Source organism: Streptomyces sp. NPDC051976 (assembly GCF_040680795.1).
GTDB lineage: Bacteria > Actinomycetota > Actinomycetes > Streptomycetales > Streptomycetaceae > Actinacidiphila.
In genome coordinates, this window is the sequence record NZ_JBFAXL010000100.1 from 1 (window position 1) to 19,708 (window position 19,708).

The following is a 19,708-nucleotide window of genomic DNA, read 5'->3' on the forward strand; positions in this document are numbered from 1 at the left end:
ACGTTGCCATCGAGGATGAGGCCTACAAACCCAGCACGCGAGCATCGCCCGGAGAGTCACCCGCACCCCGGCAACGTTCGTGGCCAACGCACTAGGTGTAGACATAGCAGCGGCAGGAGCCCCGCTTCCGGTGACGCTTGATGCTGTCACCGAGGAGGTTCAGCCCCTCATCGATGGGTGATCAGGGTCTTCTCCACGGGCAGGCGCAATCCATAGTGGATGCCACCCCCCGCGATCTCTTCACGCAGAGCCTCGGCATCGGCCGTGGTCCCGTGGGCCATCAGTCGCCTGTTACCCCTGTACCTGGAAAGCCCGTGGGGGGACCTTGACGCCGCCTCCTGGCGCGAGCCTAGGCCGTGGCCCAGAGACCCACCAACTCTCGGGGGCAGCCTGAGCGCCCTCGAAATTTGTCGGCGCATTGCCCGTGGACAGCCGCCGCAGGCCGGAGACAGCGGTACACAGTCGGCCCGCACCCCCTGTTTCGGGGAGGCGGGTCCGACTGCGTACGGGGCCTTACGTGCCGGGCCGTGAGTGTGGTCCCACGACACATCAAGGGGCCGGCATGCGGCTCTCCTGGTCCGCCCAGGCACGGGCTCACTGGACCGGAGTGACGTCCCGCGCCCCGATGAACTCTGGCTGGCGACGCCGACATTGGCCGCGGAGTCCGGTGCGCTGAGGGAGGAGGAAGGCGCGGGGCTGAGGGAGCGTACGAGCACCTGCAAAGCGATCAACGACGCAGCACCCGCTACCGTCGCGGATCAGTGACCTGAGGATCGACTGCTTTTCCCGTCATGATCCTGAATTGCATGTGCCGAAAATCGAGTTCAGATTCTTCGGGTGAACTAACGCTACCGAACCACCCGAGGACGAAGGCCGCAGGCACGGAAACCAGGCCAGGGGTCTGGAACGGATACCAGTTGAAATTCACTTCCGGCCACAGCGCGAACTCGGTTCCCGAGACGACTGGTGAGAAGGCCGTGAGTACGAGGCAGATCAGCAGTCCCCCGTAGACCGACCACAGCAGTCCTCTGCGGTTGAACCGGTGCCAGAAGAACGTGTAGATCAACACGGGGAAGACACATGACGCCGCAACGCTAATCGAGAAGGCGACCAGGAAATCAGCTGGATACTGGTGGATGGCGGCGGCCAGCGAAAGGCCCACCGCGCACACGGTGATGGCGGCCACGCGCAGCGCCCGCACCTCTGCGGTCTCGGTGGGGCGGCGTTTGCCTCGCGCGAACACATCGTGGGCGAATGAGACCGCGGTTGCGAAGGTCACACTGGTCACGGTTGTGAGCACGGTGAGGAAGATGACGCAGGCTATGAGGGTGATGAGCACGACGCGTCCTGTCGAGCCGTGACGAAGTACGTTCGAGGCCAGCAAGATCGCGGACGACTGCCCAGTGGCATCGACCGCGCCGATGTCGGCAGCGCCCACTACCGCAGATGCTGCGAAGCCCGTGGTGACCAGGAGGAGGATGAAGGCGCCGACCAGCCCCGTGGCGATACTGATGGATCGGCGCGCCGCGTGCCCGGTCCGAGAAGCACCGACCCGTAGGATCAGGTGTGGCATCACCGCCGAACCGAGGATGAAGACTACGTGGTTGCCGTATGTGTTGAGTGGCCCGAAGTTCGCCGTGTACGGCGAGAGCCCCGGACGCAGATAGTCGTCCGGCGCAATGCTCTTATCCACCGCGGAGGAGAGCAAAGAACCGGGATCCCACTCGAATTGCCTGAACGCCAGCAGCGTGACAACTGCGAGCGTCACCAAGGCGATCGGCACCTTGGCGACGTGCATGAAACTGTTGCCTCTCAGACCCGCCACTGCCGCGAAGCAGGAGACGAGGCAGCCCATCAGCACAGTACAAAGCACCTGGGCCCCATCGGTCGACTCGCCGATCAGGAGAGCCACGATGGTGCCGCCAGCACGGAGTTCGATTATGAGAACGGGAATCGTGATGGCCAGCGTCACCGCGGTCGCGGCGATTCGGGGGCTCCAACCTGGGGCCCGCAATGAGAAAAGGTCGCCGAGAGTGTAGCAACCGCTGTTGCGTATCTTCTGCGCGAGGAGCAACAACACACCGAGCATGACCAGAGCGTCGAGAGCGAAAGCGAAGCCGTCATAACCGAACAGGGCGACGCTCCCGGAGACCGTCAACAGAGTGACGACCGAGATATGTTCGCCGGCCATGGCGAATCCGTTGAAGACGGGGGAGAGGGCCCGGTCGGCGACATAGAGCCTTTCGGGCTTGTCCTGCTCTGCTGTGGCCAGCGTGAAGAGCCACAGCAGAGATACCCCGATGAAGATCAGGAAGGCGAGGATCACGGGGCGTCTCGTGTCCGAACCGATGGGATCGAGTACGCCCGAACTGAGAATGTCCATGGTCACCGCTTCACCGCCAAGACCCGTTGAAGGGGGCGACACTCGACATCTCGTCGAGCAGGCCGGACGTCAGGGACTGTTCGATGGGGTCGGACGACCGCCTACTTCGATGCTCGTACAGCCAGGCGGTGGTCACGAAGAGTCCGCTTTGCAGGAAGCCCCACACCAGGCCCAGAGTGAGCTCCCCGTGCACCGGCACTGCGGGAACGTCCGTGAAGCAGGACAGCAGGCTGCCGACGGCGAGGGGAACCCCGTTGACGACAAGGAAGGCGCGCTGCGCGCGATGTGCGGTCTCAAGGAGGTCGTCCAAGCGCCGCAATTGCGTGGCATCGAGCGGGGAGTGAGGTGTCGCCGGATGACCAGCGGGAGGGACGGGGACGTGAGAATACACGGAACCTCCAGAGGATGAAGGTGGGTAGCGGCGCCAGGGGCGCAGGGTTCCGGCGCCGGGGCGGGATCCGGCCGATGCCGGAATGGATGACGAGCAAGGTACAACCGGCGTGGGCACCCTAGCGGGGTGATGTGTGTGCCGTTCGCCTGACGGCGGTTGGTCGAGTCAGGTAGCCCTGGAGTCCTGAGGTACACGCACGTCGGCGGGCTGAAGGACGCCGAGAGGGCCGCGGGGGAGCGGATGCGGCTGCAGGCCGTGGAACGCTTCGAGAGCAGGGACAGCGCCGGTGCAGTGCGAGTGAGTGAGCGGCCGATGAAGCGGTGGCGCCGGGCCTGACACGAGCCTTGAATTCCGATGGGGCGTTCTAAAATGTGATTCACAACCTTGGACGGGTGTCCCGGGTTCCCGGTTCGCGGAGACACGAGCGTGATCGTTGAGGCGTACTCTCGCCTTCTGCATGTGCCTGACCGCCTTGGTCCGGTGAGCGGCGGAGCTGGCTGTCCAGAGCATGGCGCAGATCACCGCGTACCTTCACTGCGCCGCCTTCCAGGAGCAGCCGGGCCCAGCACCGGGCCAGCTCAACGCCCAATATGCGCCTGGCAGGTAGTACTGCAGCCATCCGTCAGTAGTGAGGAGCCGAGGAGATAGTTCCGCGCTTGAAGGGGTGCGGCGGATTCTCAGCGATGCCCGTACTTCGGCGATCTTCGCCTGGGCCCTGGCGGAGGCGGCCTCGTCCACTCCAATCTCCCGGTAGATCCGGGACGGTTCGCGCCTGCTGCGCAGCAGGGCCAGTCGTATCGCGGGCTAGACCACCGCCCAAGGTGGCACCCCAACATCCTCACAGTCGTATCTCAGCCGGTCACGGATCGTCGCTGCTCGTGACTGCGCCGTCGGCGATCGCGCGACGGATGTCGGCCGCGGGTCAGATCTGGTTCTCGCCGCCGTCGACGTACCAGTTGGCGCCGAGGACGAAACTGCTCTGCTCGGAGGCGAGAAATGCGACTACCGCGGCGACCTCCTCAGGTCGCCCCATCCGCCCTATCGCAGCAGTCGTGGCGAGGTGCGCCTTGACGCTGGGCGCATTCTCCTCGCCGAAGAGGTCCGTGATCCCGGTGGTGTCGATCGGGCCCGGCGAGATGGCATTGACGCGGATGCCGCGGCCCTTGAGTTCGTTGGCCCAGCCCCGTGCGAAGGACCGGACGGCGGCCTTCGAAGCCGCATACAAGCTGAACGCCTCCGTGCCGTTGCCTGCTGCGGTGGAGGCGTTCAGTATCACCGAGGCGCCGTCGTTGAGCAGAGGCAGTGCCTTCTGCACGGTGAACAGCGTGCCCCGCACATTGACGCCGAAGGTCTGGTCGATCTGCTCCTCAGTGATCTGCTCCAGTGGCGCGAGCGAGGCGGTCGCCGCGTTCGCGAAGACCACGTCCAGACCCCGACCCCGGGCGCGGACCGCGTCGTACAGCCGGTCCAGGTCGGCCAGGTTCGTGACATCGCCCGCCATAGCGGTGGCGCTCTCCGAGCCGATGGTCTCCACAGCCGCGTCCAGCTCGGCCTTGCGCCGGCCGATGATGAACACGTGCGCACCCTCGGCCGCCAGCCGGATAGAGGTGGCAAGGCCGATCCCGGTGTGGCCGCCGGTGATGACGGCAGTCTTACCTTCAAGCTGCCCCATACAAATGACCTCCACAAATTTCAGTACCGTTCGATACTGAACTGGAGACTAGCACATCTGCACCGTCCGGTACGGAAGAGATATGGTTGTTCACATGGACACCCATCAGAAGGCGCCGATCGGCCGACCGAGGGGCTTCGACGCCGACGAGGCCCTCGAGCAGGCCATGAGGGTCTTCTGGGAACAGGGCTACGAAGGCGCCAGCCTCACCGACCTGACTAACGCGATGGGCATCACCCGCACCAGCATGTACGCGGCCTTCGGCAACAAGGAGGAACTGTTCCGCAAGGCCCTGGAGCGCTACGCCGAGGGCCCCGCCTCCTACGCAGCTCGGGCCCTGCAGGAAGCGACCGCCCGGCAGGTGGCCACCGCGTTCCTAGGTGGCTCCGTCCAGGCCACCACCCGCCCCGACCACCCCACCGGATGCCTCGGCGTCCAAGCCTCCCTCGCCGCCGGCAGCCCTGGACGCAACACTCGCGCTGCCCTCATCGCCTGGCGAAACGAGAGCACTTCCCGCCTCCGCGACCGGTTCCAGCAAGCTGTCGACGAAGGCGACCTGCCCCCCGACACCGATCCCGGACTACTCGCCCGCTACATCATGACCGTGGCGAACGGCATCGCCGTCCAAGCCGCCAGCGGCGCCACCCGCGATGACCTTCAGCGCGTGGCCGACATGGCCCTGCGGAACTGGCCGCCCGCCTGACAGCACTTACGCCCAAGGACGCGGGCGAAAAGATACGCAAAGCTGAAGTGGAGTGCCTGGCAAGCGTCGATGCCTGTGCACAGCTACAGCCAGCCTCACCAGGCTCTCGCCTGCATCTGATCGGTCAAGGTGCGCTACTACTTCAAGACGACCGATATCGCGCCTTGGACACCCCAGGTGCGACCAGTGGCCTGGGTCCAAGCGGATCCCGACACGCCGGTGCGGGCGGAAACCGGATCGTTTCGCTCGTACTGGTGGCAGACATGTCAGGCTTCCTCGGCTGGGGCGGTTCAGCTTGGACGAGGACAAGGGCCGAGAGATGCGTTCTTGGCCCAGCCGCTCTTGAGGGCGACGACCAGCACCGTCTCCCCGTACGGATGACGGGCTTGTCACGTCCCAGTTCATTACGGAGCGTCGCCGCTCGTGTCCGCGCCGCCGCCAAACGCGCGACGGCTTTCGCTCGCGGACGGGTTAGATCTGGTTCTCACCTCCGTCGACGTACCAGTTGGCGCCAAGTACGAAGCTGCTCTGTTCGGAGGCGAGGAACGCCACTACTGCGGCGACCTCCTCAGGGCGTCCCATCCGACCCATCGCGGCTGTGGTGGCAAGGTGCGCTTTGACGCTGGGCGCATTCTCCTCGCCGAAGAGGTCCGTGATCCCGGTGGTGTCGATTGGGCCCGGCGAGATGGCATTGACCCGGATGCCTCGACCCTTGAGTTCGTTAGCCCACCCCCGTGCGAAGGACCGTACGGCGGCCTTCGAAGCCGCAAACAAGCTGAACGCCTCCGCGCCGTTTTCGGCAGCCGTGGAGGCATTCAGTATCACCGAGGCGCCGTTGTTGAGCAGCGGAAGTGCCTTTTGGACGGTGAACAGCGTGCCCCGCACGTTCACGCCGAAGGTCTGATCGATCTGCTGCTCCGTGATGTCTTCCAGTGGCGCGACCGAAGCAGTTGCCGCGTTAGCGAAGACCACGTCCAGACCCATGCCCCGCGCGCGGACGGCGTCGTAGAGCCGGTCCAGGTCGGCCAGGCTCGTAATGTCACCCGCGACGGCAGTGACCCGCGCCGGGCCGATGGTCTCCACGGCCGCCTCCAGCTCGGCCTTGCGCCGGCCGATGATGAACACGTGCGCGCCTTCGGCCGCCAGCCGGATAGAGGTGGCCAGCCCGATTCCGGTGTGGCCACCAGTGATGACTGCGGTCTTGCCTTCAAGCTGCCCCATGCGAATACCCTCCATAGACTTCAGTACCGATCGGCACAGAAGAGGACCGTAGCACATCTGCACCGTTCAGTACGGAAGGGGTTGGTTGATCGCATGGATCAAAAGAAGACGATCGGCCGACCGAGGGGGTTCGACGCCGACGAGGCCCTCGAAGAGGCCATGCGGCTCTTCTGGCGGCAGGGCTACCACGGTGCCAGTCTCACTGATCTGACCAGCGCCATGGGCATCAGCCGGACGAGCATGTACGCGGCCTTCGGTAACAAGGAGGACCTGCTCCGCAAGGCGCTGGAGCGCTACGCCGAGGGTCCAGCTTCGTATGGCGCCCGGGCTCTACAGGAGCCGTCCGCGCGGCAGGTGGCTACCGCTTCCTTGGGGGCTCCATCCAAGCCAGTTACGGCCGCCACACCGGGTAGGCGCGGCGGCCGTGGGTGGGATCGGCTCGCGGTTCGAGTCAGCCAGCCCGGAACAGGGCGCGCAGCTCCGTGGTGTCGATGATGTGGGCCCGTGAGGGGAAGACCCGGTGGAGCAGGACGTTGTGGACTTCGGTGTCTGGGTCGGCGACGCCGTCGGACAGTACGTAGAGCTGGTAGTCACGGTCGGCCGCGTCGATGACGGTGGACAGGACGACGCCGCTGGTACTGATGCCGGAGACGACCAGAGTAGTTATACCGCGCTCGCGTAGCTGCTGGTCGAGGTCGGTGGTGGACATGCTGCCGTAGCGAATCTTGCGCACGATGATGTCGCCGTCCTGGGGAGCCAGGCGTTCGTGGATAGCAGCGGCAGGGTCCTCGTGGTGCATGACGTGGTGTTGGGCCAGCGGGGCGAAGGACTTGTTGGAGATCGGGATCGCGTCCCAGTCGGCCTCGGTGAAGCCGACGCGTACGTAGGCAATGGTGCCGCCGTTTGCGCGAACGTCGGCGATGGCCCCTTCCACGCGACCGAGCAGGGCGTTGCGGTCCTCGCCTTCGGGCACAAAGGCCAGGATCGCGGGCTGGTAGTCCATGACGAGAAGCGCGGTGTGGGTGGGGTCAAGTACGGGGTCAATGCTCACGCGAGTGTTCTCCTTGCTAGTGGTGTGCCTCGTCGACGCGGACGCGCACCGGCGCACCGGCGGACCGGCTGCGGGCTGCGGGCTGATGAGTCGCGGTGTCTCAAGAGTGGCTGCGGGACAGTTCCGGCTCGTGCTGCGACGTCTGGTCCTTTGGGGGAAGCAGGAGCGGAGTGGTCAGGATGAGCAGTCCCGCGACCGTGAGAGCGGTGCGTGGGCTGGTGACGTCGGCGAGCAGCCCGGCGAGCGCGGTGAGGATGGCGATGGACGCCTGCTGGCCGATCGACCACGCCGTCAGGGTGCGGGCGACGAGATGATTGGGTGTGTGTTCGAGCCGGTAGGTGGCGAGCACCGGGCTGTACAGGCTCATGTTGATGATGATTGCCAGCTCGACGGCCATCACGGTGACGAGGCCGGCGATGCCGGGACGGACAAAGGCCAGGCCGATCAGCCAGATGGCGCGCAGGGTGCCGACGGTCCGGAAGACCCGGTGCCGGCCGTAGCGGGCCACGACACGGCGGGCCAGCCGTGAGCCGATGAGTCCGCCGAGGCAGGGGGCGGCGAAGGCGAGGGCGTACTGCCAGGGTGGAAACCCGAGTTGGCGAAGCAGGAGCACAGCCAGCAGCGGCTCGGTGGCCATGATCAGACCGGCGACGAGCATTTGGTTGAGGTAGAGAGGCCGCAGACCGGGGTGGCCCATGATGTGTCGCCAGCCGTCGAGCAGTGCGCCCGCCCGGAGCGGGCTCTTGTCGGTCGTTCGCGGTGCTTCTTCCTTGTCGCGGATCGCGGTGATGCCCAGCGCGGAGAGCAGGTAGCTGAGCGCGTCGGCCACCACGGTGGTGACCGGCCCGAACAGGCCGATCGCCGCCCCGCCGAGCGGTGGTCCGACCGCGATGGAGCTCCAGTTCGTGGACTCGAACCGCGCGTTGGCGACGAGCAGGTCGTCCGGCCGGACGAGGGCCTTGAGGTAGGCGCCGCTGGCCGCGTTGAAGGCGATCTTGGCTGCGGCGACCACGACCGAGACCACGAGCAGTTGGACGAAACTGAGCCGTCCGAAGGCGTAGGCGATGGGGATCGTCGCCATTGCCGTGAACCGGGTCAGGTCCATCATGATCATGACCGGGCGCTTGCGCCGGAACTCCACCCACGGCGCGAGCGGCACCGCGATCAGCGCGCCCACCGCGGGCCCTACTGCGGACAGCGCGGACACCTCAGCGGGGCCGGCGTGCAGCACCAGCACGGCGATCAGCGGCAACGCCCCGAACCCCAGCCCGGACCCGTACGCGCTCACCGCATATGCCGCCCACAGCCAGCCGAACTGCTGGCCCAACCGTCTCCTGCCCATCATGCTCAGCGCACTCCCCTTGAGGTCCCACCCGAACAAACTAACGTTGACCGATGAGAGGTAAGCGGGCAGGACAACAGCAGGTCAAACAACTGGCCTGCCAGTAATCCACAACTAATCGTTGTTCACTAAGGTGGGTCGGTGTGGATCTCGAAGCAGTACGTACCTTCGTCACCGTCGCGGAAGCAGGCCAGTTCCAGAAAGCCGCCGTCGACCTGTCGATCACCCAGCAGGCCGTCTCCAAACGCATCGCCGCGCTGGAGCGCACCCTCGGCGTGCGGCTGTTCACCCGCACGCCGCGCGGCGCCGAGCCGACCATCGACGGGCAGGCGTTCCTACCCCATGCGCGCGAGCTGCTGCGTGTCAGAGAGCGCGCGGTCGCCTCCGTGCGCACCGGCCGCCGCCGGCTGCGCGTCGACGTGATCGCCTCGCGCGTCGCACCATCGGGCCTGATGCGCGGCTTCCACCACGCGCACCTCGAGATCGACCTCGACGTGGTGATGCTGGTCAACGTCGACACGGCCATCGCCGCCATCCGGTCCGGTGCGATCGATGCCTCCTTCCGCGCCGTCGCCATGCCCGGCCGGCCCCTTCCCGAGGGCATCGAGTGCATCCGGGTGCTCGACGAGCCGCACCAGCTCCTCACCGGCCCCGCCCACGCGCTGGCCCGCGCCCGGTCAGTGACCGTCACCCAGCTCGCCGGGCACCGGATCTGGATGCCCGGCATCGTTCCTGGAACCGAATGGGCCGCCTATTACGACGACCTCGTCGCCGAGTTCGGCCTCACCATCGAGGCAACTGGCCCCAACTTCGGCTCCGACACGCTCCTCGACACCATCGCCGACACCCCGGCCCTAGCCACCTTCACGACCGAGCAGACCCGCCTCGTCTGGCCCGCCAGCCACGACCTGCGCCGCATCCCGGTGACTGACCCAACACCCGTCTACCCGCACTCGCTCCTCTGGCACCGCGACAACCCCCACCCAGCGCTGGCCACCCTCCGCGCCCACCTCGCCGCCACAGCGGCCGGCCACGACGACACCGGGACCTGGGCGCCGAGCTGGGTGATTCCGCGCTGAACGGCCTCACCCGCGCGGTCGGCTTGCCTGGCGCAGGCGGTCAACGGCGGGCGTCCCCGGGGGCGAGCAGGCTGGTCAGCTCGGACATGGCATCGGGGGAGGGCGGGTCGGGCTGCGTCTGCACTCGGCCAAGACCCCGATCGTGTACCCCCAGGACGGATTGCGGCGTGGCTCGTACGAGCACACGTCCTTCACGTTCCTGGGATTCACGTTCCAGCAGCGCCAGATGCGGGACAGTGACAGGACAGGAACGGTCGTATCAGATGGTCGTTCCGCCCCGCGGTCAGCAGGGACGCCCTCAAACGACTTGGCAAGGAGGTCCGCTCCTGGCGGCTCCACCGGCGAGTCAACCTCACCGTGGAAGAACTCGCGCAGCGGATCAATCCGATCGTCGCGGGCTGGATGCAGTACTACGGCCGGTTCTACCGATCGGCCTTGTATCCGCTTCTGATGTGCATCAACGCCTACCTGGTGCGCTGGCTCCGCAACACGTACAGACGGTTTCGCGCGATGAGGAAGGCCATCGCGGCATTACGGCACCCCTTGTCAGCACGAACACGCCTGCATTCGCTGCCGATGCTCCAAATCAACCCGAAGGTTCTTGGCCGCCTCGAAGAACTCGAAAACCGACCTACTCGCCCGCCTCCGGCGGTCTGAGGATGAGAACTGGCTCGGCGAGGCCGAAGGCATCGACCTCACGCTCACCTTTCTGCGTTCCAAACGCGAAGAGACCCAACGTCGAGCCCGCCGTCCAGCCGTCGACCTCGGCATCCCCAAACCCCGAAACGCGCCCTCCACCCCGGAGCCCCTTTGATGAGTCACATAGCCCGGCTCACTCGTGAGGGTGAAGTGCAGACGAGCGCTTGCGGACTCGACCATCGCCTTCACCGCGGGCTTCCACAGTCGAGGTGCTGTTCACCCGGCGAGCTCACTGCGTACCTCGGCGACCAGCCGGTCAGCGTCATCAAGCGCGGTGGCGAGCGTCTCGGGAGTAGTACCGAGCGCGGAGAACAACTCGTGGGCCCGTCCGGCGAAGTCCGCAGGGGCGGCGGGGAGTTCTCCCGTGGCCTGCACGGCGCCCTTTTCGTTGAGCACCCAGCACCTGGCATGGGCGTGGAGCGCATGCACGAGAAGTCCGACCGCGCGGAAGAGGCAACCGGCGACATAGAAGGCGTCACCGCGGGCCGCTCCCTTGCGAGCGCCGGCCAGGATGAACGGTGCCTCCCATTGCGCGTTGCCGATGAGTGCTTCGCGCAGAGGCTCCGGATAGAGACGCGTCTGCTCCTGCAGGGTCTGAAGCTCGCCGCTGGGGTCGGCGAGGATACGGCCCAGGGCCACCTCACCTGCATAGGCGTGGGAGTACACCCCAAGGGGGTGACCGGGCTGGGCGCCGATCTCGAACTGTCCAGCCCGGCACTGTTGCCAGACGCGGTGCACCCGGTCCATGTCGCGATAGATCCAGTCGACGCGATGGCTGTCGACGGTCAGCCAGCCACCACCGTCCACCCATGGTCCCCAGCCGCCCGGCTCGGTGACCTCCACCGGCCCGCCGGTCAGCTCGGCCGCCAGCAGACGCAGAGCAGCAGTATCCAACGGCGGCCGGTAGTACAGGCCCAGGTCGTAGTCGGAATCGGGGCTGTGCACACCCCTCGCCCGGCTGCCTCCCAGACACACACCAACGACGCCGCTGACCTCTACCAGCCGATCCGCAATCTCCACCAAACGATCCACGGGCCACAGTCTGCAATGGCAGATCACCCGCCGCGACCGATTTACCTGGCGCCCGCACCCCGAGTGTTCGCCCTTGCGGGTGAAGCGCAGAGAAGCACGAGCGACACGAAGACCGCGGCCGGGCGAGCCTACGTGGACGAGGTCGGCGCCGAGCTGCGGCTCGGCCGCCCGGTTCATGCCGGGTACGCGATGGGCATGCGGGCGGAAGGGGTAGGGACCCTCAAGCGGCTCGCGGCGGTGCGGCCAGGCTGCCCCGGGCGGGAGCGTCGTAGACGAGGCTGTAACGCCAGAACAGGCGACGCCGGATCCGGGCGCCGGGCAGCTCTTGCGCAGCCGCAGCCCGGATATCGCCGAGGGTCTCCTGCGGATCGGCGGTAGGCGCAGTCATGTGCAAGGGCAGCGCAGCAGCGCGAGCCGGATGCTTGACCAGCCCCATGATCGGATTCATGAGGACGGACAACAGGGAGACCAGCAGGTCGACACGCCCGTTCTCCCGGAAGCAGCCCACGACCACCAGCCGCCCGCCCGGGGCGAGACAGTCGCGCAACTCCCGCAAAGTGGGCACCAGGGGCAGGTGGTGCAGAACAGCGACCAGGGTGATCGCGTCGAAGCGCCGCTCCACGTCGCGCCTGGCGAAAATGGCTTCCACGATGGTCACCGCAGGATCGTCAGCGAAGCGCTCCGCCGCAGCGCGAGCCATCTGAGGGTTGGGTTCGAGCCCGGTGACCGTGACGGCCCGGCGGCGAAGAAGCGCGACAAGATTCCCCGCGCCACACCCGACATCGAGGACGTGTCGAGCCCCGGATCCGGCGACCCGGCCGGCGATCCAGGGGCCGTAGTGGTCGTTGTGACTCCATGGGTGCCGCTGATTGACACGGTGGAGGTAAGCACGTAGCGCCATGGGGACACGGTAGACAGACATCCGATGCGGTTGATCAGTCAAGCGGTGTTGGGGAAGGCGGTCTGTTCGTCGTAGGGGATGCGGTGGCTGAGGCAGTGGTGCAGGCATCCGAGTAGGCGGTTGAAGAGGTTGCGTTGGGCTGCGACGTGTCGTTCTTCGGTTGCGCGGCGGCGGTCGTAGTGGGCTCGGGCGCCGGGGGACGCGGTCAGGGAGGCGAAGGCCCAGATGTAGCCGGTTGAGGCGAGGCGCTGGTTCTTGATGTGCCTGGCCAGGACGGTGGTCTTGCGTCCGGAGGCTCTGGTGATGGGGGCGGATCCGGCGTAGGCCTTGAGCGCGCGGGCGGTGGGGAAGCGCTCGCGGTCGTCGCCGAGCTCGGCCAGGACGCGTGCGCCGGTGAGATTGCCGAGCCCGGGGAAGCTGGTGATGATCTCGGCGTCTGGGTGAGCGGCGAAGGCGGCAACGGTGGCTGTTTCCAGTTCGTCGGCGCTGGTGCAGGCCGCGTCGAACTGGCGCAGCAGTGCCAGGGATTTGACGCCCATGGCCTCTTCGACGACCGGTGGTTGCTGCATCTGGGGTTGGCGCAGCAGGGTGTGGAGGCGTTCGACTTCGCCGGTGATCTCCCGTTGGCGTCCGGCCTTCTTCAGGATCGAGCGTAGTTGGGCGCGGGTGAGCTGGGCGGCCTGTCTGGGGGTAGGGGCCGCGGCGAGCAGGGTGCGGGTGACGGGCGATGCAAGGCCTTCGCGGAAGTGCTCGAAGACGGTGAGGAAGCCGGGGAAGTACTCACGCAGGTGTGAGCGCAGCCGGTTGCCGGTTTGGACGCGGTCCCGGACGGCGTCCTGCTGGGCTCGGGCCAGGACGGTGATGGCCTGGGCGAGGTGGCTGTCTGCGGGCAGGGGCCGGTGTTCGGCGGGGTCGGTGCGCAGGATGTTGGCCAGGACCTTGGCGTCGAGGTGGTCGGACTTCTTGCGGCTGAGCGCGTAGCGATCGCGGTAGCGGGCGGCGGTGAGCGGGTTGATCACGTAGATCGGTCGGCCGGCGGCGCGTAAGCAGGCGACGAGAAGGCCGTGGGAGGTCTCGATGGCGATCGGGATCGGGTGCTGTGGGCTGTCGCCGTGCTGGGCGAGCAGGTCCAGGAGCTGGGTCAGGCCGGCTGGCGTGTCGTCGATGCGGAGCTTGCCCAGGAGAGAACCGGCCTCGTCCAGTAGTGCCACGTCGTGATGGTCGGTGGCCCAGTCGATGCCGCAGAACACGCTGTTCATGGTGGTGTCCTTGGGTCGGTGTCGTGTGCTGTGGTCGCCGAGCGGGGTTGCGCGTCTCCCTAATGGCAGGGCTCCATGGCCCGTCATCCGATTAGCCGTTCGCAATCCCAGCGGTCGTCAGGGCCTCGGTCAGCTGCGGAACTGAAGGCGTTCGTCGAGCGGTGAGAGGTGTTCCCTGCCGACGGCTTGGACCACGACGTCACTGTGCCGCTGATGTTGTGCGAGCGGGGGCCGGGCCCGGTCCGCGCGGGACGAAGGCATGAGCGCGGGGGCGGGCCCGCCGCCCCCGCGATGCTTCACTGCGCGGGCAGGCACATGGACCCGACTCTGTCTAGAGAGGTCAAGCCTCAGGAGCGGCCACGGATCACCACATGCCGACCCGCCCAAGACGCTCGGCCATGAGAGATCGCCAACCGTCTTACAGCGCCATTAGGAGCGGCACCTCACCGGCGCACGGGCACCGGCCTGCGCGGGGCACCTCGACGGCAGCAGCGCACCCACGGTCGTGTTGCAATTCCCTGGCTGAACATCACAGATGGGATCAACGACTGTCTCCCGCAGCCACGTCGAAGGGACTTCCGATCCCAGTTACAAAGCCACCGTTCGTTGGGGCGGCAGGCGGGCCACCACGCCTTCACCTCGTGCACGGCGGCCCGCGACGTCCTCCCGCATGAGGTCGTCGGTGTGTCAACGGCCACTCAGTTCTGGCTCTTCGGCACTTTCCGTGAAACCGTTGATCTTGGGGTAGCTCTTCCCGGTGGGGGATCATGCTTCTGATCTGCTGAGTGTCCTTTTCCCGCACCTGGCACAGGTGGTGGTCAACAGCGTTGTCCGGATCGGGAAGTCCGTACGAATCGCCGCCAGATGCACCGCGCCGACTGCCCGGTGTCCGGCATGCCGCGCCGTGTCGTCGCGGGTCCACAGCCGCTACGAGCGAAGGCTCGCCGACACTGCGGTCTCCGGGCAGGAGACGGCGATCGACCTTGAGGTCCGGCGCTTCTTCTGCGCCAACCCCGACTGCGTCAAGAAGACCTTCGCCGAGCAGGTCGACCAGCTCACCTTCCGCTACGGCCGACGAACACTGTCGCTCCAAACAGGTGGCGTTGGTGCTTGGCGGACAGGCTGGTGAACGGCTCGCCGAGCGACTGGCCACGCCCGTGAGCGGGCCCACGCTGCTGCGGCTGATCCGCGCCATGGACCTCCCGGAAGTACCCGAGCTGTCCGTACTTGGCGTTGACGAGTTCGCCTTCCGCCGGGGCCGGCGCTTCGGCGCCATCCTCATCGACATGGACCAGCCACCGTCCCGTCGATGTCCTGCCCGACCACACGGCCGACACCTTCGCCGACTGGCTTCGCCGGCACCCGCACATCGGCACGATCTGCCGTGATCGCGGTGGGGCCTTCGCAGAGGGTGCCGAACGCGGCCAACCCGGAATCCCGCAGGTCGCAGATCGGTGGCACTTGCTCCACAACCTCGCCACCGGGTTGGAGAAGGCGGTCACCCGGCACCGCTCCTGCCTCAAAGCCCCCGAGCCCCAGGCAACTCCTGCTCCGGCCACAGAACCGGCGCACGAGACCTCCTACGAGGGCAAGATCCGGGAACGGCACCACGACATCCAAACCCTCTTCCAACAGGGCCTCACCATCGACGCGATCAGCGCACGGCTCGGACTGGACCGCAAAACAGTACGGCGGTACGTTCGGGCCGCCACCGCCCAGTCGCTGATGCGTGAGCGTCCCAGCCGCACCAGTGCACTGACCCCGCACAAGCCCTATCTCGCACGACGGTGGGCCGAGGGATGCAACAACGCGCAGACCCTGCGCGACGAGATCGCTGCCCGCGGCTACCTCGGAGGCCGCAAGAGCGTCCGGCGATTCCTCAATACCCTGGCCCGGCACAACGGCCCGCGAGCCGTTCCTCCGCCACCGCCAGCCGTCGCCGATGTCGTCCGGTGGATCATCGGCCGGCCGGAGAACCAGAGCGACCAGACCCGCCAGGACCTCAAGGATGTCTGCGGCCGATGCCCGGAGATCGCCGAAGCCTGCCGCCTGGCCCGCGGCTTCGCCACCATCCTGCGCCGCCGCGACGGTCACCGGCTCGGCGACTGGCTCGCCAAGGCCGACAACTCCCAGGTCAAGGAGATCCGCACCTTCGCCAACGGACTCCGCAGGGATCTCTCCGCCGTCACCGCCGGGCTCACGCTCCCGCTGAACTCCGGCGCCGTCGAGGGCAACGTCACGAGAATCAAACTCCTCAAGCGCCAGCACTACGGCCGCGCCAGCTTCGACCTCTTACGACGCATCCTCCTGGCACGCTGACCAACCCGCCTCACGGAAAGTGCCGAAGAGCCTCAGTTCTCCCCAGATGTGTGGTCCGGGGAGGTGCTTGACAGCTCGGTCCTGGGACTTGCTTGACGGTGTCTCTCGTGATGCTTGGCGGTCCCAGATGATGGTTGACGGTCAGCGGGGATCGGCGATGTAGCGGGTGACAGGGCCGCCCTTGAGCGGATGGGTGGAGATCTCGACCTCGCCGTCGAGGACGCGGAAGCAGGTCTCCTCGATGACCACGGTGAAGGTCTTGCCGGCGTGCGCGATGCCAAGGCGGAGCTTCTGCCGGGCGACGACGAAGGTGCCGTCGGCTCCGACGCGCCGGACGGCCCGCCGCGGCTGGGACGGCGGCGGTGGCAGCGGAGTGGTGGCGACCCGGGCGCCGGTGAGTTTTGCGCGGCGCTGGTGCGGGATCGGGGCGGCGAGGGTCTTGACCAGGAGCCCGGTATGGATCACATACATCAGGCTGCCGTCGAAACGCAGTGTGACGTGCTTGCCGATCAGGTCGGTGCCAAGGGCGACGGGCGTTTGTCCGAGCGAGACCACGCCGTCCTTGGTGGCCTTGCGATCGACTTCGACGACGGTCGCGGGCGCCAGGGGCTTGTCCGCGCTGACGCCACCCTGGGGTTCGGGTCCGCCGAGCCGTCCGCCCCGCATGACCAGCCCTTGCAGGTCGGCGTCGGTGATGGCCATCGAACGAGTCCTGATCAGTTGCCCGTCGAGGACGACGTGGACAGTGCGGTGGCTGACCCAGACGGTGACGGTCCGGCCGACCAGGGTCGGGCTGAACTTCAAGCTCCGTGCCTGCGGCAGCATCACGTGCCGGCCGGGGCTGATCACGGCCTCGAACTCCACGGCCTGGAGCGGGATGTTGTCCTCGGACGACCTCGGCGGCGGGAGTACCGGCAGTCGCATCGGTTCGGACGGCCTCGGCTCGGCTGCCGCGGCTTCCGTGGTCTCCGGCCTATCGGCCGGGAGGGTGTGCGGGCGGAAGACCTGGGCTGGAGTGGCCATCTCCAGCGACTGATGGGGCCGGGTGTGGTTGTTACGTGCGGTGCTCCGCCGTGCCGATCGTGGGAGGCCCCCGTAGAGCGCGGCGAAGGCAGTGCAAGCTGGCGAGCTGCGGATGGACCGCACCGCTCGGCGGGCGTGGCTGAAGGACCGGGAGTTGGTGCTCACGCCGAAGGCTGGTGCCCTCCTGGACAATCTGGTCACTCACCCAGATGAGCTGCTCTCCAGGGAGAGGCTGCTGGAGGAGCTGTGGGGCTGGGAGACCGCCAGTACCACGCGCGCCGTGGACAACCGAATCGCCGAACTCCGGCGCGTACTCGGCGACGATCCGGCTAGGCCCCGGTGGATCGACACCGTCACGGGACAGGGATACCGCTTCGTCGCACCGGTCGAGGCTGGAGCGTGAAGAGAGCCGTACGCCCCTGGTCGCTCGTCGCGGCAGTGCTGACGGCCGGAGGGGCGGCGACCGTGGTCACTGCACTGGTGCTGGGCCATGCGACGGTCACCGTGCGGTTCGCGCCGGCCCTGGGCGTCGCAGTGCTCTCCGCGTGCGCCGCGGCAATGTCTGCGGTCGTCCTCCTGGTGCGGCGGCGCACGCAGCGGCTTATCGACGCGGCCAGGAAAAATGCCAGGGAGGAGCACCGCCGCTTTTTGGGGCGGCTGGACCACGAGCTGAAGAATCCACTCACTGCGATCCGGCTCGGGGTCGCCAATCTCCGAGCGGCCGAACTGGACGAGTCCGCCAGTGGCACTGCCGCACGGGTGGAGGAGCAAGTCCTTCGGATGGCGCGGATCATCAGGGATCTACGCAAGCTGGTGACTGTGGAAGACCAGGCAATGGAACGTCTCCCGATACCTCTGGCAGAACTGCTGGAGGCGGCCGGGGAAGCCGCTGGGGAACTGCCGGGCGGCGAAGATCGGAAGATCACCGTAACCGTCCCGGACGTGCCCTGGCCCCTGCCGCAGCCGCTTGGCGATGCCGATCTGTAGGAGCTGGCGCTGCATAATCTGGTCGCCAACGCGGTGAAATACAGCGAGCCCGGCTGTTCCATCGCCCTGCGGGCCTTCGAGGAGAACACGCACGTGGTAGTCGAGGTGGCCGACACCGGCCGGGGTATCGAGGCCGACGAGCTGTCTCACGTCTTGGGCGAGTTGGTGCGCGGCAGCGGGGCGCGCGACACTCCCGGCAGCGGGGTGGGACTGGCCCTGGTGCAGGCCGTGGTCGCCCGGCACGGCGGAGAATGCGCAATCCGCAGCTCCCTCGGTTCCGGCACTGTGGTACGGATATGCCTGCCGCTGGCCTGACACCCGGGCCCATGTCCGGACTGGTACAGCACGTCGCAGGTCTGGCACACGGGTGCCACTTCGGTGCGACAGCGCACTTCTAGGCTTCTGGATCACAAGGGTCTTACGGAGACTGGCAAGCCGTTATCCCCAGACATAAGGAAGTTCTGCTGTGCGCATACAGAAATTGCTGCCCATCACTCTTGTCGTTCTCGCGCTCTCGACAACAGTGGGTTGCTCGGTCGACCTGTCCCAGCCCGCAAAGAGCGAGCCGACCCAGACATCGACTCCCCAGTTGGTGGTCAGTGACAGCAACTCCCCCTCCGCCACCGCCAGAAACCCATCCTCCCCCACCGCGGACGCCGCGCTTACGTTCAGCGGCAACGACGTCACTCAGACCATCGACTGCTCGGGGCGCGATGTGGTCATCGACGGCAGCGAGAACACCCTCATGTTCAAGGGGACGTGCGGAACGGTCACCGTCGACGGTACGGACAACAGCGTCGCGGTGAATTCCGTCGACACCATTCAGGTCCGGGGAAAGGTCAACGCCGTGTACCTGAAGACTGTCGGCACCATCCAGACGACCGACGCCACAAACGCCACAGTGGACTGGGTCGGCGGAGTGGGCGGCAACAGCCCTAAGATGTCCGGCGGCGGCAGGCTGAACACCGTCGAGCAGATCAGTGAGCAGGAGTACCAGGGCGACCTCACTTGAGGAGGCACCGGCTTGGGAAACCGCGCCTACTGCGTGGCGGCCTGGTTCAGGCCGCCAGAACACAGGGCCTGCGTAGTGAACCCAGTCGGCGGCTGGGCCCGCATCAATCCTCATCAGTCTGAGTTGAGGCGCCGTGGGCGCGGCCCTGTGCCCTCGGCGCTTCGCCTGGCCAAGCGTTGCTCGTTCTGGGGGCGTTGGCCCCGCACGGTAGCGTCGCTCATCGTGCAGTGCGTCAGTCCAGGGCCGGCTGGCATTCGTGTGCGGTTTACGCGCGGTCGCGGGCGCGGGCCGCGTCGGCCGGGCATCTCGCGGACGGGACAGGGAGAGGCTGCTCAACTGCTCCGCAAGGCGGTTGAGATCGACCACGTCGCTACACGCCGAGGGCGGTTCACCTCCGCTCGCGCGGGGGCGAACCGGCCCCGGTTGAGGCGGTCCTCCCGCGGGACCTGTGCTCTCCGCGTGAGCGGAAGTGAACCGCACGGCCGCCGCAGCCGGCGTGAATGTGCGGCAGCCCCAACGTTGTTCACGTTCTCGCACGCCAGGCGGGCGACGCGCGTTCGACCGGTGCCCGTGCCGCAGCCAGGGCCCGGTTGACGGTCTTCTCTGTGGATGTGAGCTCCTGCAGGGGCCTGCG

Annotated in this window: 19 protein-coding genes and 2 pseudogenes; 10 read left to right on the forward strand and 11 right to left on the reverse strand. The window is 67.0% G+C overall.

Going from position 1 to position 19,708, the window contains the following annotated elements; genetic code table 11:
* Positions 1-745 precede the first annotated feature (745 nt).
* From AB0M29_RS43030 to AB0M29_RS43040, 3 genes are all read right to left on the reverse strand, one after another.
* Complete coding sequence (locus AB0M29_RS43030; RefSeq protein WP_365392776.1) at positions 746-2,383, reverse strand: transporter; 1,638 nt, start codon at positions 2,381-2,383, stop codon at positions 746-748.
* Positions 2,384-2,393: 10 nt separating this feature from the next.
* Positions 2,394-2,693, reverse strand: a complete 300-nt coding sequence (locus tag AB0M29_RS43035) for a hypothetical protein (protein WP_365392736.1) — start codon at positions 2,691-2,693, stop codon at positions 2,394-2,396.
* A 1,003-nt stretch (positions 2,694-3,696) separates the two neighbouring features.
* Positions 3,697-4,446 (reverse strand): SDR family oxidoreductase, encoded by a 750-nt coding sequence (locus AB0M29_RS43040; protein WP_365392739.1) that lies wholly within the window; start codon positions 4,444-4,446, stop codon positions 3,697-3,699.
* Positions 4,447-4,540: 94 nt separating this feature from the next.
* On the opposite strand from AB0M29_RS43040, the gene AB0M29_RS43045 reads away from it, so the two are divergent.
* Positions 4,541-5,149, forward strand: coding sequence for a TetR/AcrR family transcriptional regulator (locus tag AB0M29_RS43045; protein WP_365392742.1), 609 nt, complete (start codon positions 4,541-4,543; stop codon positions 5,147-5,149).
* Between the two features lie 471 nt (positions 5,150-5,620).
* Here AB0M29_RS43045 and AB0M29_RS43050 read toward each other — a convergent pair whose 3' ends face one another.
* On the reverse strand, positions 5,621-6,370 hold the full coding sequence (locus AB0M29_RS43050; RefSeq protein ID WP_365392744.1) for an SDR family oxidoreductase: 750 nt from the start codon (positions 6,368-6,370) through the stop codon (positions 5,621-5,623).
* 93 nt (positions 6,371-6,463) lie between these two features.
* Between AB0M29_RS43050 and AB0M29_RS43055 the strand changes: the two are divergent.
* Positions 6,464-6,742, forward strand: a pseudogene (locus AB0M29_RS43055) (helix-turn-helix domain-containing protein); the annotation flags it as partial.
* A gap of 79 nt (positions 6,743-6,821) precedes the next feature.
* Here AB0M29_RS43055 and AB0M29_RS43060 read toward each other — a convergent pair.
* Together AB0M29_RS43060 and AB0M29_RS43065 are read right to left on the reverse strand one after the other, a co-directional pair.
* Positions 6,822-7,421: a cysteine hydrolase gene (locus AB0M29_RS43060; protein WP_365392747.1), complete on the reverse strand. Its 600-nt coding sequence runs from the start codon at positions 7,419-7,421 to the stop codon at positions 6,822-6,824.
* A gap of 100 nt (positions 7,422-7,521) precedes the next feature.
* Positions 7,522-8,766, reverse strand: a complete 1,245-nt coding sequence (locus tag AB0M29_RS43065; RefSeq protein ID WP_365392749.1) for an MFS transporter — start codon at positions 8,764-8,766, stop codon at positions 7,522-7,524.
* Between the two features lie 140 nt (positions 8,767-8,906).
* Between AB0M29_RS43065 and AB0M29_RS43070 the strand changes: the two genes are divergently transcribed.
* Together AB0M29_RS43070 and AB0M29_RS43075 are read left to right on the forward strand one after the other, a co-directional pair.
* Positions 8,907-9,842, forward strand: coding sequence for a LysR family transcriptional regulator (locus AB0M29_RS43070; protein ID WP_365392751.1), 936 nt, complete (start codon positions 8,907-8,909; stop codon positions 9,840-9,842).
* Between the two features lie 357 nt (positions 9,843-10,199).
* The gene (locus AB0M29_RS43075) at positions 10,200-10,499 is read left to right on the forward strand and encodes a group II intron maturase-specific domain-containing protein (protein ID WP_365392752.1); all 300 of its coding nucleotides are present in this window, start codon (positions 10,200-10,202) and stop codon (positions 10,497-10,499) included.
* Positions 10,500-10,757: 258 nt separating this feature from the next.
* Here the strand turns inward: AB0M29_RS43075 and AB0M29_RS43080 are convergent, their stop codons facing one another.
* The 3 genes from AB0M29_RS43080 to AB0M29_RS43090 all read right to left on the reverse strand — a co-directional run bounded on the left by AB0M29_RS43080 (position 10,758) and on the right by AB0M29_RS43090 (position 13,733).
* On the reverse strand, positions 10,758-11,573 hold the full coding sequence (locus AB0M29_RS43080; protein WP_365392755.1) for a nucleotidyltransferase domain-containing protein: 816 nt from the start codon (positions 11,571-11,573) through the stop codon (positions 10,758-10,760).
* 220 nt (positions 11,574-11,793) lie between these two features.
* Positions 11,794-12,582 carry a class I SAM-dependent methyltransferase gene (locus AB0M29_RS43085; RefSeq protein ID WP_365392758.1) on the reverse strand — a complete coding sequence of 263 codons (789 nt, stop codon included), beginning with the start codon at positions 12,580-12,582 and terminating at the stop codon, positions 11,794-11,796.
* Positions 12,513-13,733, reverse strand: coding sequence for an IS110 family transposase (locus AB0M29_RS43090; RefSeq protein WP_365392761.1), 1,221 nt, complete (start codon positions 13,731-13,733; stop codon positions 12,513-12,515). Before AB0M29_RS43090 ends, AB0M29_RS43085 begins: the two co-directional genes overlap by 70 nt.
* 814 nt (positions 13,734-14,547) lie before the next feature.
* Here AB0M29_RS43090 and AB0M29_RS43095 point away from each other — a divergent pair.
* Both AB0M29_RS43095 and AB0M29_RS43100 read left to right on the forward strand, forming a co-directional pair.
* A complete protein-coding gene (locus AB0M29_RS43095) occupies positions 14,548-14,862 on the forward strand; it encodes a transposase family protein (RefSeq protein ID WP_365392779.1) in 315 nt (104 codons plus the stop codon).
* 332 nt (positions 14,863-15,194) lie between these two features.
* Positions 15,195-16,052 carry a transposase gene (locus AB0M29_RS43100; RefSeq protein ID WP_365392763.1) on the forward strand — a complete coding sequence of 286 codons (858 nt, stop codon included), beginning with the start codon at positions 15,195-15,197 and terminating at the stop codon, positions 16,050-16,052.
* A 141-nt stretch (positions 16,053-16,193) separates the two neighbouring features.
* Here AB0M29_RS43100 and AB0M29_RS43105 read toward each other — a convergent pair whose 3' ends face one another.
* Positions 16,194-17,075, reverse strand: a complete 882-nt coding sequence (locus AB0M29_RS43105) for a hypothetical protein (protein ID WP_365392766.1) — start codon at positions 17,073-17,075, stop codon at positions 16,194-16,196.
* A 112-nt stretch (positions 17,076-17,187) separates the two neighbouring features.
* On the opposite strand from AB0M29_RS43105, the gene AB0M29_RS43110 reads away from it, so the two are divergent.
* From AB0M29_RS43110 to AB0M29_RS43125, 4 genes are all read left to right on the forward strand, one after another.
* Positions 17,188-17,478, forward strand: coding sequence for a winged helix-turn-helix domain-containing protein (locus tag AB0M29_RS43110; protein WP_365392769.1), 291 nt, complete (start codon positions 17,188-17,190; stop codon positions 17,476-17,478).
* Positions 17,479-17,540: 62 nt separating this feature from the next.
* Positions 17,541-18,062 (forward strand): histidine kinase dimerization/phospho-acceptor domain-containing protein, encoded by a 522-nt coding sequence (locus AB0M29_RS43115; protein WP_365392771.1) that lies wholly within the window; start codon positions 17,541-17,543, stop codon positions 18,060-18,062.
* Positions 18,063-18,071: 9 nt separating this feature from the next.
* Positions 18,072-18,377, forward strand: a complete 306-nt coding sequence (locus tag AB0M29_RS43120; RefSeq protein ID WP_365392781.1) for an ATP-binding protein — start codon at positions 18,072-18,074, stop codon at positions 18,375-18,377.
* 151 nt (positions 18,378-18,528) lie between these two features.
* Positions 18,529-19,074, forward strand: a complete 546-nt coding sequence (locus tag AB0M29_RS43125) for a DUF3060 domain-containing protein (RefSeq protein WP_365392774.1) — start codon at positions 18,529-18,531, stop codon at positions 19,072-19,074.
* A gap of 553 nt (positions 19,075-19,627) precedes the next feature.
* On the opposite strand, the pseudogene AB0M29_RS43130 reads toward AB0M29_RS43125, so the two are convergent.
* A pseudogene (locus tag AB0M29_RS43130) lies at positions 19,628-19,708 on the reverse strand (IS5/IS1182 family transposase); the annotation flags it as partial.